The sequence below is a fragment of the Lentibacillus saliphilus genome, from assembly GCF_019093865.1.
Classification (GTDB): Bacteria; Bacillota; Bacilli; order Bacillales; family Amphibacillaceae; genus Lentibacillus_B; species Lentibacillus_B saliphilus.
The window spans coordinates 1-17,401 of record NZ_JABJXD010000008.1 but is presented as its reverse complement, the minus strand read 5'-3'; the positions used below and the strand labels follow the sequence as shown (position 1 = coordinate 17,401).

At 42.2% G+C, this 17,401-nt stretch carries 16 protein-coding genes; all 16 read left to right on the top strand.

Going from position 1 to position 17,401, the window contains the following annotated elements:
* The first annotated feature begins 12 nt into the window (after positions 1 to 12).
* The 16 genes from spoIIE (at position 13) to lysS (ending at position 17,110) form a co-directional block, all read left to right on the top strand.
* Complete coding sequence (gene spoIIE / locus HPC67_RS12120; protein WP_217588315.1) at positions 13 to 2,445, top strand: stage II sporulation protein E; 2,433 nt, start codon at positions 13 to 15, stop codon at positions 2,443 to 2,445.
* A gap of 79 nt (positions 2,446 to 2,524) precedes the next feature.
* A complete protein-coding gene (locus HPC67_RS12115) occupies positions 2,525 to 3,259 on the top strand; it encodes a VWA domain-containing protein (RefSeq protein WP_217588314.1) in 735 nt (244 codons plus the stop codon).
* Complete coding sequence (locus HPC67_RS12110; RefSeq protein ID WP_217588313.1) at positions 3,228 to 4,160, top strand: protein kinase domain-containing protein; 933 nt, start codon at positions 3,228 to 3,230, stop codon at positions 4,158 to 4,160. The genes HPC67_RS12115 and HPC67_RS12110 overlap by 32 nt, the downstream gene beginning before the upstream one ends.
* Before the next feature lie 80 nt (positions 4,161 to 4,240).
* Positions 4,241 to 5,635 (top strand): tRNA lysidine(34) synthetase TilS, encoded by a 1,395-nt coding sequence (gene tilS / locus HPC67_RS12105; RefSeq protein WP_217588312.1) that lies wholly within the window; start codon positions 4,241 to 4,243, stop codon positions 5,633 to 5,635.
* A gap of 11 nt (positions 5,636 to 5,646) precedes the next feature.
* Positions 5,647 to 6,198, top strand: coding sequence for a hypoxanthine phosphoribosyltransferase (gene hpt, locus HPC67_RS12100; RefSeq protein WP_217588309.1), 552 nt, complete (start codon positions 5,647 to 5,649; stop codon positions 6,196 to 6,198).
* 117 nt (positions 6,199 to 6,315) lie between these two features.
* Positions 6,316 to 8,391, top strand: coding sequence for an ATP-dependent zinc metalloprotease FtsH (gene ftsH / locus HPC67_RS12095; protein ID WP_217588306.1), 2,076 nt, complete (start codon positions 6,316 to 6,318; stop codon positions 8,389 to 8,391).
* Between the two features lie 285 nt (positions 8,392 to 8,676).
* Entirely contained in the window at positions 8,677 to 9,444 is a 768-nt protein-coding gene (locus HPC67_RS12090) for a type III pantothenate kinase (RefSeq protein ID WP_217588303.1), read from the top strand.
* Positions 9,445 to 9,470: 26 nt separating this feature from the next.
* Complete coding sequence (hslO, locus tag HPC67_RS12085) at positions 9,471 to 10,349, top strand: Hsp33 family molecular chaperone HslO (RefSeq protein ID WP_217588302.1); 879 nt, start codon at positions 9,471 to 9,473, stop codon at positions 10,347 to 10,349.
* Positions 10,350 to 10,463: 114 nt separating this feature from the next.
* Complete coding sequence (locus tag HPC67_RS12080; RefSeq protein ID WP_217588301.1) at positions 10,464 to 11,369, top strand: peptidylprolyl isomerase; 906 nt, start codon at positions 10,464 to 10,466, stop codon at positions 11,367 to 11,369.
* Between the two features lie 92 nt (positions 11,370 to 11,461).
* Positions 11,462 to 12,388, top strand: coding sequence for a cysteine synthase A (gene cysK / locus HPC67_RS12075; protein ID WP_217588300.1), 927 nt, complete (start codon positions 11,462 to 11,464; stop codon positions 12,386 to 12,388).
* A 154-nt stretch (positions 12,389 to 12,542) separates the two neighbouring features.
* Positions 12,543 to 13,379: a dihydropteroate synthase gene (gene folP, locus HPC67_RS12070; RefSeq protein ID WP_217588299.1), complete on the top strand. Its 837-nt coding sequence runs from the start codon at positions 12,543 to 12,545 to the stop codon at positions 13,377 to 13,379.
* A 30-nt stretch (positions 13,380 to 13,409) separates the two neighbouring features.
* Positions 13,410 to 13,775 (top strand): dihydroneopterin aldolase, encoded by a 366-nt coding sequence (gene folB, locus HPC67_RS12065; RefSeq protein ID WP_217588298.1) that lies wholly within the window; start codon positions 13,410 to 13,412, stop codon positions 13,773 to 13,775.
* On the top strand, positions 13,772 to 14,284 hold the full coding sequence (folK, locus tag HPC67_RS12060) for a 2-amino-4-hydroxy-6-hydroxymethyldihydropteridine diphosphokinase (RefSeq protein WP_217588294.1): 513 nt from the start codon (positions 13,772 to 13,774) through the stop codon (positions 14,282 to 14,284). Before folB ends, folK begins: the two co-directional genes overlap by 4 nt.
* The gene (locus HPC67_RS12055) at positions 14,254 to 14,490 is read left to right on the top strand and encodes a helix-turn-helix domain-containing protein (RefSeq protein ID WP_217588292.1); all 237 of its coding nucleotides are present in this window, start codon (positions 14,254 to 14,256) and stop codon (positions 14,488 to 14,490) included. The genes folK and HPC67_RS12055 overlap by 31 nt, the downstream gene beginning before the upstream one ends.
* Positions 14,478 to 15,467 (top strand): tRNA dihydrouridine synthase DusB, encoded by a 990-nt coding sequence (dusB, locus tag HPC67_RS12050; RefSeq protein WP_217588291.1) that lies wholly within the window; start codon positions 14,478 to 14,480, stop codon positions 15,465 to 15,467. Before HPC67_RS12055 ends, dusB begins: the two co-directional genes overlap by 13 nt.
* Positions 15,468 to 15,628: 161 nt before the next feature.
* Positions 15,629 to 17,110: a lysine--tRNA ligase gene (gene lysS / locus HPC67_RS12045; protein ID WP_217588287.1), complete on the top strand. Its 1,482-nt coding sequence runs from the start codon at positions 15,629 to 15,631 to the stop codon at positions 17,108 to 17,110.
* The last annotated feature ends 291 nt before the right edge of the window (positions 17,111 to 17,401 follow it).

The window sequence follows — 17,401 nt, the reverse complement described above, 5'->3', positions numbered from 1 at the left end:
GGCGTGGTTTATATGATCCAATCAGTTCCAGGAATAGAAGAGAAACAAAGCGTTTTAAATAGTCGTCAACGTATTGAGGCTACATTAAAGACCATTTTGCTGGATAAGGGCTGGATATATGTCTTTGTCGGATTTCTGTTAGGACGGGCTGTTATTTTATCCGATGTATCGCCTTTTGCAGTGGCCTATCTTGCAACGGTTTGGTCCATCCAAAAAAGTCACTCGCCAAAAGTAATGCTTGCCCTTATTGCAGGCGCGCTAACGTACAGTGTTTCACATGGGTTATTTGTAACATTAGCGCTTATGGTATTTGTGTTTTTTGCCGGTCTGTTTAAGCATGCAAGCAAGCAGCATATTTTTGTCCCTGTATTTATATTTTTATCGACCGTAGCATCGAGGTTGTTCGTATACTCCATGTCGGGTGTGTTGACATCCTATCAGTGGATGCTGTTGCTCGTAGAAGGTGTGCTCGGTTCTGTGCTTGTTCTTATCTTTATGCAAAGTATTCCATTATTATCACCCAAAAAGTATAAGCCAAATTTAAAAAATGAAGAAATTGTTTCGATGATTATTCTCGTAGCATCCATTTTAACAGGTACAATCGGGTGGGATATATATGATGCCTCTTTTGAACAGATTTTTTCGCGGTATATCGTATTAATGCTCGCCTTTGTTGGAGGGGCTGCGATTGGCTCAACAGTCGGTGTTGTTGCAGGGTTGATCTTATCACTTGCCAATGTCGCTGATCTGTATCAAATGAGCTTGCTTGCGTTCTCTGGTTTACTCGGTGGTTTGCTTAAAGAAGGGAAAAAGCTCGGTGTCAGCGCAGGTCTTGTTGTAGGAACATTTTTAGTCGGCATTTACGGAGACACATCGATATTATTGCCATCCATGGTTGAGTCATTTATAGCAGTAGGTTTATTTATGCTCACACCAGCAGGTTTATTTAAAAGAATCTCTCGATATATCCCAGGAACAGAAGAGTATACGAATGAACAAGAGCAATATTTACAAAAAATCCGCAACGTCACCGCTCAGCGCGTTGAGCAGTTTTCTGATGTGTTTGAGGCGCTTTCTAGAAGTTTTGCCGGCTATAAGGACGATATGCTTGACGAGGAAAGTGATCGCAAGGAGACGGATTACTTTTTAAGTCAAGTGACTGAGAGCACCTGTCAGCTCTGTTTTATGAAGGACCGCTGTTGGAAAGACAATTTTGATAAAACGTATGCCTTGATGGAAAATATGAAACAAGAACTATCCGTTAACAAACAACCATCAAACACGCTGAGCCGCCAATTTGAGAACCATTGTGTTAAATCCAAAAAAGTCATTGATACGATGAAGGATGAATTATCATTTTTTGAAGCGAATCGTAAGTTGAAAAAACAAGTGATGGAAAGCAAGCGATTTGTTGCTGATCAGCTTCAAGGGGTTTCTGAAGTCATGGATAATTTTTCACAGGAAATTTTAAAAGAGCGGAAACAACATGATCGCCAAGAACGAGAAATTGTTCAAGCTTTGCAAAGCATCGGGATTGAATTGGAGAAACTGGATATTTTCCGTCTTGAAAAAGGCAATATAGATATTGAAATGGTGTTATCTTTTTATGAATATCACGGTGAAGGTGAGAAAGTCATTGCCCCACTTTTGTCTGACATACTCGATGAGTTTGTCGTCGTAAAACAAGAGGAGATCTCTCCTTTCCCGAACGGTTATTGCTATTTCGCATTCGGTTCGGCGAAAGAATATGTTGTTGAAACAGGCATCGCTAATGCTGCGAAGGGAGGAGGCGTTATTTCTGGCGACAGCTATACGACGATGGAGCTGGGAGAAGGGAAATATGCCATGGCAATCAGCGACGGTATGGGTAATGGCAGTCGAGCGCGTGAGGAAAGCGGCGAGACGTTGAGGCTCTTGCAACAGATTTTGCACACAGGTATTCCGGAAAAAGTCGCCATCAAATCAATTAATTCTATTCTTGCATTGAGAACGACAGATGAAATGTATGCAACCCTCGACCTCGCCGTTATCAACTTGCATAATGCATACGTTCGGTTTCTGAAAATCGGTTCAATGCCGAGCTTTATCAAGCGGGGCAGAGATATTATTAAAATAGAAGCGAGTAATCTACCGATGGGTATTATCGAAGAGTTTGATGTGGATATTGTTCATGAGCAGCTGCAGTCGGGAGATTTATTAATCTTAATGAGCGATGGCATATTTGATGGCCCTAAACATGTGCAAAATACGGATATATGGTTGAAGCGTAAAATAGGTGATATGAAAACGGATAATCCTCAAGCGATTGCGGACTTATTACTTGAAGAGGTCGTTCGGACGCGCGGAGGTGAGATTGTTGATGATATGACCGTACTCGTTGCTAAGGTCACGAAGCATGCACCTCAATGGTCCGCCATTCCAATCTATCATAATAAAGCGCGTTAACGCGATAGAAACCTCCATCTATGTATATGACCGTCTTTTTTCGGTGATGATGGTAGTGGAATAATTGGAGGTGTGGAATGTGCGTAAAGGAACGTTAAAGCAAATACTTTTAATTACAGATGGCTGTTCCAACAAAGGGGAGGATCCGGCAGCAACTGCGGCACTCGCCAATCAACAAGGTATTACAGTAAATGTCATTGGCATTTTGGAGGATGAGCATACAGAGCAACCAGATGGCTTGCAGGAAGTCGAGGATATTGCAGGCTCCGGCGGTGGCGTCAGCCAAATCGTCTACAAGGAGATGCTATCACAGACGGTTCAAATGGTTACAAAGCAGGCAATGACGCAGACCCTTCAAGGCTTTGTTAACCAAGAGCTGCAGCACATCCTTGGACCTGGTCAAACTATGGAAGATTTAGAACCAGAAAAGCGCGGCGAGGTGATGGAAGTCGTCGAGGACATGGGCGAAACAAGTGATTTAGAAGTGCTTGTCCTCGTTGATACGAGTGCGAGTATGCATGATAAACTCGAAACTGTTAAGGAAGCTCTTATTGATCTATCCATTAGCTTAAATGCAAGAATCGGTCGTAACCGGTTTAGCATCTTTCGTTTTCCAGGAAAGCGTAAAAGTATTGATAAAGTGTTTGACTGGTCACCAAAGCTTGATGCGGTATCAACGGTATTTCCTAAACTAACGAGTGGAGGGATTACGCCAACAGGTCCAGCTATACGTGAAGCCGTCTATCAATTTGGCAAAAAACGCTTACTGAGGAGCGTTCGAAATGAAGCAGACATCGACGAAGCAAGGCAGTAAGCTACAACCCGGTGCGGTAATTACCGGTAAATGGCATCAGCACGTATACAAGATTGAGAGACAGCTCGGATCAGGTGCGATTGGATTTGTATATTTAACACGAAGGAATGGTGAGCCTGCTGCATTAAAAATAAGTGAAAAAGGGACATCGTTAACACTAGAGGTTAATGTACTCCAATCACTTGCGAAGGTCCAGGGCAATCGTCTTGGACCTTATTTACTGGATGTCGATGACTGGATAGCCCCCGATGGCAGGTGTTACACATTTTATGTTATGGAATATGTTCAAGGCCAAGCAGTTCAATCGTTTATAGAAAGAAGAGGGTTTGAATGGGTCGGGGTTTTTCTTTTGCAGCTCCTTGACGATTTGGATCAGCTTCATGAACAGGGCTGGGTGTTTGGCGACTTAAAAACAGCTAATCTAATCGTCACAGCAGCACCAATTCGCATTCGCTGGGTTGATGTTGGGGGCACGACGCAAATTGGTCGGGCAATCAAAGAATATACGGAGTTCTTTGATCGCGGCTATTGGCAGATGGGTTCCCGTAAAGCAGAGCCTGGATATGATTTGTTCGCGCTCGCTATGGTCATCATCAATATGGCTTATCCAAATCGATTTGAAAAGGGTGCACAGCCAAAGGTGACTCTCATTAAGAACATACAAAAAGCTTCTCCGCTAAAGACGTATGAGACGTGTCTCATAAAAGCAGTTAAAGGACAATACAAAACGAGCCGTGAGATGAAGAAGGATGTTGTTAATGCTATTGATCGACAGCAGAAAAACAAAGCACCTTCAAGCAAGCAGCGACAGCCTAACGAGAGTCGCCATCTGCTTGTAGAATCTGGGTCAATTGCTATGATTGCTCTATTATACTATTTAACCTCACTTATACTACCTTAAAATGAACGATACGGTTATATCTCAAAGTATGTTGTGATACGATAGATGAGATGGGAATATAATAATGGAGCGAAGCACGTATGAGAGATAAAATCATGACATTTATAAATGAGCATCAATTGCTCAAACCATACTCAACCATCCTTGTAGGTGTGTCTGGTGGCCCGGATTCAATGGCACTCTTACACATATTAAAGACGCTACAGCAGGAATGGAATTTAACGATTATCGCACTATCAGTAGATCATCAACTTCGTGGAGATGCGTCAAAGACAGACCTTTTATATGTTCAAGATATGTGTGAAAAATGGAACATTGAATGCGTTGGAACGTCTGTTGATGTTGAAACGTATAAAGCAACGTATGGTGTTGGAACACAAGTTGCTGCACGAACGCTCCGGTATCAATTTTTCAAAGAACAGATGGAACAAAAGAAAGCTGACTATCTTGCGTTAGGTCATCACGGCGACGATCAAGTGGAGACGGTGCTCATGAATTTGGTGCGATCAAGCAATCCCCGAACGCTGTCAGGTATTCCAGTTGCACGCCCATTTTCTAGTGGGACGTTAATTAGGCCGATGCTTTGTATGACGAAAAACGATATAGAAGCATATTGCCAGTCTGTCGGTATCCATCCACGACATGATCCATCAAATGACGAAACAGACTATACCCGTAATGCATTTCGCAAGCAGATTGTCCCGCTTTTAAAAGAGCGCAATCCTAATTTGCATCTGAGCATACAGCATTTAAGTGAGTCGCTGCAAGCTGATGAAGCACACTTGGCGATCGAGACAGAAAATATGATCAAACAGACCGTTCGTTTTGCTGAAAATAAAGATAAGGCTGTCTTTAAAATTGATCAATTTAAATTATATTCGATTGCTTTACAAAGACGTGCTTATCATCTAATATTGAAATATCTGTATAATGAAGTGCCGAATGATCTATCTTATAGGCATGAATCGATTTTTTTAACGTTGTTAAATAGCCAAAAAAGCAACAGTAAAGTTGACTTTCCGAGGCAGCTGGTATTGCGTAAATCATACGGGACGATGACGTTTTATTTTTGGGAAGCATCTGAAACATTTGACGGGGATATCCCATTTAACATTCCTGGTGAAGTCATGTTGCCAAACGGTGACCGTTTTGTAGGTAAGGTTACAGATGAACCTGATAAACAGACAGCACAACGCTATATCTGCCACGCATCACAGCTCTCCACACCTTTACATATTAGAACACGCCAGGCTGGAGATCGCATGCGCTGGAAAGGGCTAAACGGCCATAAAAAGATCAAAGATATATTCATCGATGCAAAAGTCCCGCACCATTTGCGAGACACATGGCCAATCGTTGTTGACGGAAGCGGGGAGTTGATTTGGCTCACGGGTTTAAGGAAAAATTGTTCTTCCGCAGAAGATCACACACACGGCCCATATATTCAGATTGATTATTTTGAAGGTGAGACATAGGAGGCGTTTCTGTGCATAATGATATTAAGCACACACTCATATCGGAAGAAGAAATAAAAGCAAAATGTGCACAAATTGGGCAACAACTTTCAGAGGAATATGATGGAAAGTTCCCGCTGGCTATAGGTGTCTTAAAAGGAGCCATGCCATTTATGTCCGACGTGCTGCGTCATATGAACATTCACTTGGAAATGGATTTCATGGACGTTTCAAGCTACGGAGGTGGGATGCGTTCATCTGGTGAGGTTAAAATTGTTAAAGACCTTGATACAAAGGTTGAAGGCCGTGACTTACTCATTATTGAGGACATTATTGATAGTGGCTTAACATTAAATTACCTCGTTGATTTATTTAAATACCGTAAGGCTAACTCCATAAAGATTGTGACGCTGCTTGATAAACCAGCAGGCCGTACAGCTGATATTAAAGCTGACCTCATCGGTTTTGAAGTCCCTAACGAATTCGTCGTTGGCTACGGGCTTGATTACCAAGAAAAATATCGCAATTTACCTTATATAGGTGTGCTTAAGCCTGAAATTTACGGTGGTCAAGAAGACGAATGACCTCTTTTTTCTATTGCGCGACAACGATCTATATGAGCAAGCTTAAATAGTTGTGTAGATACTTTTCACTATGGTACGATGTAATATAGTTTTTCCCCGTTTGGGAGGAGGTTGCAAATGAACCGTGTAGTTCGACACGTTATCTTATATGTGTTTATTTTCCTCGTCTTAGTAGGTGTTTTAAGTTTCTTTAGAGGACAAACCGATCAAGCAGAGGAATATGATGTAAAAGAGTTTATGGAAGCCCTGAACAATGGTGAAATTAAAGAGCTGACTTATCAGCCAGTTAATGGCATTGTTCGCTATACGGGTATTCTAAATGATGGCGACAAACAGTTTGTCGCTCAAGTTCCGGATAATACGGAAGTGATTTATGATATTACACAACAAGGCATGGCTCAAAGCATACTTAAAACGAAGGAGCAGGAACAGCCGAGCGGCTTCTTAACGCTCGTGACAACGATGATTCCGTTTCTGATCATCGGTTTAATCTTCTTCTTTATTTTAAGCCAAGCTCAAGGTGGCGGCGGTGGCGGCCGCGTCATGAACTTCGGTAAGAGTAAAGCGAAGCTCGTTAGCGATGAGAAGGCAAAAGTGCGCTTTAAGGACGTTGCTGGTGCTGATGAGGAGAAGCAGGAACTTGTTGAGGTTGTTGAGTTTTTAAAAGACCCGAGAAAGTTCTCAGCTCTCGGTGCACGCATTCCTAAAGGTGTTTTACTCGTTGGTCCTCCGGGAACCGGTAAAACGTTACTTGCACGTGCGGTTGCAGGTGAAGCTGGTACACCGTTCTTCTCAATAAGTGGTTCTGACTTCGTTGAGATGTTTGTCGGTGTTGGTGCATCCCGTGTAAGAGACTTGTTTGAAAATGCGAAGAAGAATTCGCCATGTATTATCTTTATTGATGAGATTGACGCAGTTGGTCGTCAGCGTGGTGCTGGTCTTGGTGGCGGTCACGATGAACGTGAACAGACATTGAACCAATTGCTCGTTGAAATGGATGGCTTCGGTGCCAATGAAGGCATTATCATCATTGCAGCGACAAACCGTCCTGATATTCTTGACCCTGCGCTTTTACGCCCAGGCCGTTTTGATAGACAGATTCCGGTTAACCGCCCTGATGTTAAGGGTCGTGAACAAGTGCTTGAAGTTCACGTGCGAGATAAACCACTCGATGATAGTGTTGATTTAAAAACGATTGCCATGCGGACGCCAGGCTTCTCTGGTGCCGACTTGGAAAACTTAATGAACGAAGCAGCCCTTGTTGCTGCGCGTAGTGATAAGAAGTCTATTGACATGCTTGATGTTGACGAGGCGATTGACCGTGTCATCGCTGGCCCAGCTAAAAAGAGCCGTGTCATCTCAGAAAAAGAACGAAATATCGTTGCATACCACGAAAGTGGCCATACAGTTATTGGTATGGTGCTCGACGAAGCAGATACTGTACACAAAGTGACGATTGTCCCACGTGGGCAGGCTGGTGGTTATGCAGTAATGCTTCCTAAAGAAGATCGTTACTTCATGACGAAGCCAGAGCTGTTCGATAAGATCACTGGACTATTAGGTGGGCGTGTTGCTGAAGAAATCATCTTCGGTGAAGTGAGCACAGGCGCATCGAATGACTTCCAGCGTGCAACAAGTATTGCACGTCAGATGATTACTGAATACGGTATGAGTGATAAGATAGGCCCATTGCAGTTTGGTGGCGGTGGCGGTGAAGTATTCCTCGGCCGCGATATTCAGAACGAACAGAATTACAGTGATACGATCGCATATGAAATTGATACCGAGATTCAAAACTTTATTAATTACTGCTATGACAGAGCTAAGACAATCTTAACGGAGCATAAAGATCAGCTTGAGCTGATTGCTAAAACGTTATTAGATGTCGAAACGCTTGATGCCAAACAAATCAAATCGTTATTTGATGATGGTGTTCTTCCAGAGCCTGAAGTGGAAGAGGAAGAAGTGGCAGAAATCGTTTCTGGTGATGGTGATGTTAAAGTTAACATTAAATCAAAAGATAATAAGCCGGAAACATTTGAAGAAGCAAAAGAAAAAGCTCAACTTAAATATAAACAGCAGCGTGACGAGATTCAAAATGATGATGATCACGAAACGCCGCAAGACACATCAGACCAAGATGCAGATCATGACACCGTGAATGATTCTGATGAAGATGATAAAAAAGACTAAAACAAAAACAACCTCCCATACAGAATGGTGAGGTTGTTTTCTTATGGGCGTGAGATAAAAATAAAGTGAAAGTGGAAAATTGCGACCGCTCCGGAGCTTGGTAATTTTATTGTTCGATCACTTGATTAAAATTCTAGGCTTGTTCCTAGGCTCTTTTCATATCATTCAACAAGCTGGGGCCGTTGGGAAGAGACGGTTAAAGGCTTGTTCTTCTGTCTCAGAATGAAATTATGTTATATTAAAAGGTACAGTTGCTTGAATTTAACATGGAAGGTATGGTCCAAGGTGATACTTGTAATTGATATAGGAAACACTAACACTGTGTTAGGTGTGTTCGAACAAGATGCATTGAAATATGAATGGCGGATCAAAACAGACCGCCATAAAACGGAAGACGAGCTTGGCATGCTAGTTAAATCACTGTTAGAGCATAAAGGGTTGGCGCTCGTCGATATTAAAGGCATTGTGATCTCATCTGTTGTACCGCCTATTATGTTTGCACTTGAAAAGATGTGCCGACTTTATTTCAACATTGAACCATTGGTCATTGGAAAGACGGACTTTGCTTCAATCATCAAGATGAGTTATCCAAACCCCCAGGAAATTGGTGCTGATCGAATTGTGAACGCAAAGGCGGCTCTTGCCGAATATGATGCACCGCTCATCATTATTGATTTTGGCACAGCAACAACATTTTGTTATGTAGATGAACAGGAGCAGTATGCAGGAGGTTTAATTGCTACGGGCGTGAATGTATCTTTAGAAGCGCTCTATCATAAGGCTGCGAAACTCCCTAAAATAGAGATACAGCAACCAGAAGTTGTTGTCGGAAGATCTACCGTAGAAGCAATGCAATCTGGTGTATTCTGGGGGTATGTTGGTCAGGTTGACGGTATTGTGAATCGCATGAAGCGCGAAGCTAAGCAAACACCGACTGTTATCGCAACAGGTGGCCTCGCCCGTCTCATTGCCAACGGCTCAGAAACAATTGATCATGTTGATAAACATTTGACATTAAAAGGGTTATACCTCATTTATAAGCAGTTAAACTAATTCATAACGTTAAAAGGAGTATATTTATGACAGATTATTTAATAAAAGCAACCGCCTATAACGGATATGTTCGGGCATATGCTGTACAATCAACTCAAGCAGTAGAAGAAGCAAGAAGGCGACAGGACACGTGGGCAACCGCAACAGCTGCACTTGGTAGAACGATGACAATAGCTGTGATGATGGGCGCGATGCAAAAAGGTAATGATACAGTAACGATAAAAATAGAAGGCGATGGCCCGGTTGGTGCCATTATAGCAGACAGCTACGCGAATGGTGATGTACGTGGTTATGTGATTAACCCACATGTCGATTTTGAGTTAAATTCAAAAGGAAAATTAGATGTTGCACGGGCTGTCGGTACAACAGGACAAATTAGTGTTGTAAAGGACACTGGCCTTAAGGACCATTTTACGGGACAAGTCCCAATTGTTTCTGGGGAAATTAGTGAGGATTTAACGTATTACTTTGCGCATTCCGAACAAATCCCTTCAGCAGTAGGTGCCGGTGTTCTAGTAAACCCCGATCATACAGTCGCTGCTGCTGGCGGATTTATCGTACAAGTTATGCCAGGTGCGGATGATGAAGTTGTGACAAGCTTAGAACAACGGATTCAAAGCTTTCCGTCCATCTCACATCTGATCGAAGCAGGTCACACACCTGAACAAATACTAGAAAAGTTGTTCGGTGATGATGCGTTAAAACTACATGAAACGATGCCAATTCGCTTCAACTGTAACTGTTCCAAGGAACGTGTTCAACAAGCGATCATTGGACTAGGTGCTGAAGAAATTGACGCGATGATAAAGGAAGATCACGGGGCAGAAGCTACGTGTCACTTCTGTAATGAAACATACCGCTTTTCGGAAGAGGAATTGGAAGTACTCAAACAATCAATAAAATAATGTAATCTTTACACACACGAGAATTTATAACGGCTAAAGATATGAATGAACCTTGTACCATCAGGTTAAGACATAAGGTTCTTCACGATAAAATAGTTTGAAAGGAAGTCACCCATGCCAAAGAAGTTACTATTCGGTTTGGTCGTTGTGCTCTTAATTACAAACATTGCCACAGTTATACTTTTGGGTGATGACCAACAAAAGCACGGTGAGTTGTCCGATGACGAGGCACATATTGATGTGAATAAACCGGTCGCTACGATTAATGGAACAGACATATCATATGACACGTGGATGAAAGCACTGCGGCGTGAATATGGACAAAAGCAGCTTAAAAAAATTGTTGATAAAACGGTCGTACAACAAATGGCTGACGAACGTACCATCAACATTGATGAAAAAATTATTGAACGAGAGCTTGCCCACCTTGTATCTATTGGTGGCATTATGTCAGAGGAAGAGACGAAAAAGTGGAAGGAACAATGGCGGGAAGATATTGTGTTTCGTTATGAGCTCGAAACGCTTTTAACAGAAGATGTATCCATTCCCGAAACGCAGATTCGCACATTTTTCGATGAATATAAAAATCAATACAACTTTGATGAGCGTATTCAAATATCTCATATCGTAGTATCTGATATGGCCACCGCTAATAAGGTGAAGGCTGAATTGGATGAAGGTGCATCCTTCTCAATGCTTGCCCAAGAGTATTCGATTGATGATGAATCACGTGAAGATGGCGGCTATCTCGGTTATTTTGTAACGACAAGCCAATTTATTCCTAACGGCTATAATGATGTTGTATCTGATATGGAGCCATTTACGTACAGTGACCCATTCTCAACAGACAAAGGCGTTGCGCTTGTATATTTGCACCAAACCTTGCCTACTATTACGTTTACGTACGATGAAATTAAGCCGTATATCAAAAATGAGCTTGCCCTCGATGAGATGAATCAAAATCTTGATGCACGTGTTTTATGGCAAAAAGCAGATGTTGAGTGGATTTATGGTGAATGAAATGGCGTGCAAATTGACAATTAAATGACCAGTTGTGCATATGATATAAACGTCATAAATTAAAGGGAAATATTATAGGAGGTTTTTTATAAATGCGTAAAGTCAACAATATTACAGAGCTAATCGGTCAGACACCAGTTGTAAAACTTGCCGATGAAACGGATGATATGGCTGAAATTTACGTTAAACTAGAATTTTTCAATCCAGGTGGGTCTGTTAAAGATCGAATTGCTTTAGCGATGATAGAAGCTGCCGAAGCTTCAGGAGTTTTATCGCAAGGAGATACAATTATTGAACCAACGAGCGGGAACACTGGTATCGGTCTTGCCATGGTTGCAGCGGCAAAAGGGTACAAAGCCGTTTTCGTTATGCCGGATACGATGAGTCAGGAGCGCCGCAAACTGTTACGTGCATTTGGTGCGAAACTTGTACTTACCCCTGGCGCAGACGGCATGAAGGGTGCAATTAAAAAAGCAGAAGAATTGAAAGAAGCGCATGGATATTATATGCCGCAGCAGTTTGACAATGAGGCCAATCCAGACGTACATGCTCGGACGACAGGAAAAGAAATTATTGAACAAATGAAAGATGGACTAGATGCCTTCGTAGCTGGGATTGGAACGGGTGGAACCATTACGGGTGCTGGAAAAGTACTCAAAGAACAGTTCCCTGATATCAAAATAGTTGCAGTCGAGCCTGAGGATTCAGCCGTTTTATCTGGGGGCGAACCAGGTCCACATAAGCTTCAGGGGATAGGCGCTGGATTTGTTCCAAACATCTTAAATACGGATGTTTATGATGACATCATTAAAGTATCTAACGATGAAGCGTTTGCCACAGCACGTGAAACAGCTGTTTCAACAGGAATCCTCGGTGGAATCTCTTGCGGTGCCGCGATCACAGCAGCCAAACAAGTTGCGAAACAAATGGGACCTGGCAAGAAGGTTTTGGCCGTTTTACCAGATAACGGTGAGCGTTATTTGTCCACCGCTCTGTATCAAAATGAAGATCAAGCGTAAATAAAGGAGAGAGCAGCACCTACTCGCGGTGACTGCTTTCTTTTTCCTTTTGCGTCAAACGGTGTTATGTGTGAAACGCGCAACATAAATAGATAGTTTTTCCCGCGTGCATATGATAGTATAAGAACCGAACATTTTAAGAAAAGGATATGTCATGATGCTTAAATCAAAGACACATTTCAATATAAATCAATTTCATATGAACAATCGAACTCATATTATGGGTATTTTAAATGTGACGCCGGATTCGTTTTCTGATGGTGGTTCATACATGGCATTGAACAATGCGGTTCAGCATGCCATTCAAATGGAGGCTGAAGGCGCCGCAATTATTGATGTTGGTGGTGAATCGACGCGCCCGGGACATATCCCTGTCACGCAAACAGAGGAAATTGACCGTGTCGTTCCTATAATTGAAGCCGTGAGCGCTAAAGTAGACACGCCTATTTCTATTGACACGTATAAAGCGGAAACCGCTCGTTGTGCATTGGAAGCTGGTGCGTCTATTATCAATGATGTATGGGGTGCCAAACGGGATCCGGAAATCGCTGCTGTTGCCGCTGAATATGACGTGCCAATTATCTTAATGCATAATCGTATGACCAAACAGTATGATTCATTAATCGATGATATGAAGAGAGACCTGCACGAAAGTATCGAGGTTGCAGTTAAAGCAGGTGTTCCAAAGGCGCATATTGTGCTCGATCCAGGGATTGGCTTTGCAAAGACTCAAGCCGATAACCTTGTTGTGTTAAATAATCTTGAACAGATTACAGGGATGGGTTTTCCTGTTCTTCTCGGAACGTCAAGGAAGGGCTTTATTGGTACGATCGTTGATCAGGAAGTTCCTGAAGCACGTGATGTAGGAACAGGGGCAACGACGTGCCTTGGTATATCTAAAGGTGTACAAATTGTACGCGTTCATAATGTGAAACTTCACGTCGAGCTTGCTAAAATGATGGACGCAATGCTCGCTGCAGACAAGCTTTAAAGAAAGACGGTTAAATAAAGGAGCATTGTTATGGATAAGATCATTTTAAAAGAAATGGCTTTTTACGGCTATCATGGTTTATTCCCGCAGGAAAATCATCTTGGCCAGCGTTTTTATGTTGATTTGGAGCTGCATGTGGACGTGCGTCAGGCTGCTGCGACAGATGATATGAATGCATCGATTAACTATGGTACCGTTTATAACATCGTAAAAGATATTGTTGAAGGTGAAGCTAAGAAGTTAATCGAAACACTCGCTGAGACAATTGCTAATGCGTTATTTGAAACATTCGATCAGCTAAAGGGCTGTGTTGTAAAAGTAACGAAGCCTGATGCACCAATACCAGGTCATTTTGCTTCTGTTGCTGTTGAAATCAGTCGGGAGCGTTCGTTATGACAGGAATTTTTATTGCCCTAGGGACGAATATTGAACCACGTTATGAACATTTGCAGGAAGCACTTCGCCTTTTAGACCATCATAATGATATATCAGTCGAAGCGCGCTCGCCTATTTATGAAACAGAACCTGTTGGATACACGGATCAGGCGCACTTTCTGAATATGGTTGTTCGGATAGAGACGTCATTAGAACCTTTGGAGCTGCTAACGGCTTGTCAGGGAATTGAGCAACAGCTCGGAAGAAAGAGAAGCATTCGATTCGGACCGAGAACGATTGATCTTGATATTATTATGTATCAAGACGCCATTATACAGACGGATGTATTGACTGTACCTCACCCCCGTATGCATGAACGCGCATTTGTACTTGTGCCACTTAAACAATTGGCGCCGGATGTAAGTGTGCCCGGATTAGACAAGACAGTCAAAAATTTATTAGAGGTATGCTCTGATCATGAAAAAAAGGATGTTATACGATGGAACAAGACCGACTTGGCAGACGCATAAAAGCGTTTCGTAAGCTGAAAGGCTATACGCAAATAAAGTTTGCCCAGGAGCTTGGCGTACCCACTGCTGTTCTAGGCTCTATTGAACGTGGAGAACAACGTCCAAACGAAGATATGCTCAATCATATAACACACATTTTAGACATTCAAAATAAAGAGCTGCTACTTGAAGAACGCGAAAAGGAGGATCATCAATGTTTAAAATAGGAGATATTACGATTCCGAACAAAGTTGTACTTGCCCCGATGGCAGGCGTCAGTAATTATGCGTTTCGATTGACTGTTAAGGAATTTGGCGCTGGTCTTGTTTGCGCGGAAATGGTTAGTGATAAAGGGATCGTTAATAAAAATGAAAAAACGATGCAAATGCTTTATATCGATGAGGCGGAAATGCCAATGAGCTTGCAAATATTTGGTGGTGAAAAGGATACGCTCGTTGAAGCGGCACAATTTGTTGAGACCAACTCCAATGCAAGCATCATTGATATTAATATGGGTTGTCCAGTTCCAAAAATCACGAAATGTGACGCAGGTGCCCGATGGTTGTTAGACCCTGATAAAATATATGAAATGGTGTCTGCAGTCGTACAGGCTGTTGATAAGCCAGTTACAGTTAAAATGCGTAGTGGCTGGGATGAGGATCACATTTTTGCAGTGGAAAATGCGAAGGCTATTGAAGCAGCGGGTGCGAAGGCTGTTGCAATTCACGGACGTACGCGCAAACAATTATATGAGGGAACAGCTGATTGGAGCATCATAAAACAAGTGAAGGAAGCTGTTTCGATCCCTGTTATCGGGAATGGTGATATCGACTCTCCACAAATTGCGAAACAACGTCTTGATGAAACAGGCGTAGATGCCGTTATGATTGGAAGAGCCGCGTTAGGAAACCCGTGGATGATATACCGGACTGTCCAATACCTTGAAACAGGTAAACTTTTGGAAGAACCAACACCTACCGAGAAAATAAATGTCTGCATGCTACACATGGATCGTTTAATTCAAATTAAAGGTGAAAAGGTAGCGATTATGGAAATGCGTAAGCACGCTGCATGGTATTTAAAAGGGCTACGAGGTAATGGTCGCGTCAGACGTCAAATCAATGACGCTGAGACAAGACAAGAGCTTCAAGATATTTTATTTACGTATGCCCATGAAATGGAATCCGACTCAAGAGCATCATAAGAATTGGGGAGAATCTGTCAGTTCTTGCTGGCAGATTTTCGCCCGTTTCAAGTCAATAAAGATACGTCAATTTAGAATAATCGTTGACTCTTAGAGGTATGATGACGTTTAAACCCATGCTCGTATGATATAGTATAAAAAAAGAAACAGGAGTGATCGTTGTGTCAGAAGAGTTAAATGAACAAATGCGCGTTCGACGAGACAAGCTTGATGCATATCGCCAACAAGGAATCGATCCGTTTGGAAACGAATTTCCTCGAACGCACGTAGCAGAGGATTTACATAGCGCATATGAGGCATTTTCAAAAGAGGAACTAGAAGAAAAAGATATTGAAGTTACAATTGCCGGTAGAGTTATGACGAAACGCGGAAAAGGTAAAGCGGGATTTGCTCATATACAAGATGTAAGTGGTCAAATACAGCTATACGTTCGTAAAGATGCTATTGGTGAAGCTGCTTACGAGATTTTTAAGACGATTGACATGGGCGACATCGTCGGTGTAACTGGATCGGTGTTTAAGACAAAGGTCGGTGAACTAAGCGTTAAAGTTACGGAATTTCAACTTCTAACAAAATCATTACGTCCTTTACCAGAAAAGTATCATGGTTTAAAAGATATCGAGCAGCGCTATCGCCAAAGATATCTTGATTTAATTACGAACCTAGACAGTCGTAAAACCTTTGTTATGCGCTCTAAAATTATTCAGTCTATGCGTAAGTATTTAGATAACCTAGGATTTTTAGAAGTAGAGACCCCAATGATGCACGGTATCCCTGGTGGTGCAACTGCTCGCCCATTTGAAACACACCATAACGCATTAGACATTCCACTCTATATGAGAATTGCGATTGAACTTCACCTCAAACGATTAATCGTTGGTGGAATGGAGAAGGTCTACGAAATTGGCCGCGTCTTTCGGAACGAGGGTGTGTCTACACGACACAATCCTGAATTCACAATGATTGAACTATATGAAGCGTATGCCGACTACCATGATATCATGGCGTTAACTGAACAAATGGTTGCCCATATTGCTAAAGAAGTACTCGGTACGACGACAGTTGTTTATGGTGAAGAAGAAATTTCGCTAGAACCAGCGTGGGAGCGTCTGCATATGGCTGATGCTGTTAAAGCTCATACAGGCGTAGACTTTTGGGAGAAAATGAGTGATGAAGAAGCACGCCAGCTTGCGAAGGATCACGGTATCGAAATTACAGATACAATGACATTCGGTCATGTACTGAATGAATTTTTCGAGCAAAAGGTCGAGGATAAACTCATTCAACCGACATTTATATATGGCCACCCTGTAGAAGTGTCACCGTTAGCTAAGAAAAACAAGGATGATGAACGCTTCACAGACCGTTTTGAATTGTTCATTGTTGGTCGTGAACATGCAAATGCATTTAGTGAACTTAACGATCCGATCGATCAACGTGCACGATTCGAGGCACAAGTGGCAGAGCGTGACCAAGGTAATGATGAAGCTCATGTCATGGATGAAGACTTTCTCGAAGCACTGGAATATGGATTACCGCCAACCGGTGGTTTAGGAATAGGGATTGACCGTCTCGTTATGCTTTTGACAAATTCACCATCAATACGTGACGTATTATTATTCCCGCAGATGCGTAACAAATAGAAGGAAACGACTACTCCACTATAAAGGTGACGTTCATCCACGAGGGTGAGTGTCACCTTTTATATTAGTGCGGTTTCCGATTGGAAACGAACGAATTAAATAAAAGTCTATTTACCATAAATTTCTTTGTATTTTCGCTTGCCATTCGGGAAAAATCGTGGTAAAGTAAATAAGGTTGTGTGAGCAACACATTTCAATTCAGCTTTTAACCAAATAAAGTTTTTGAAAAAAGTTGTTGACACTAAAACGCAAGCATGATATATTTAAGAGGTCGCTTTTACAAGAAGCGCA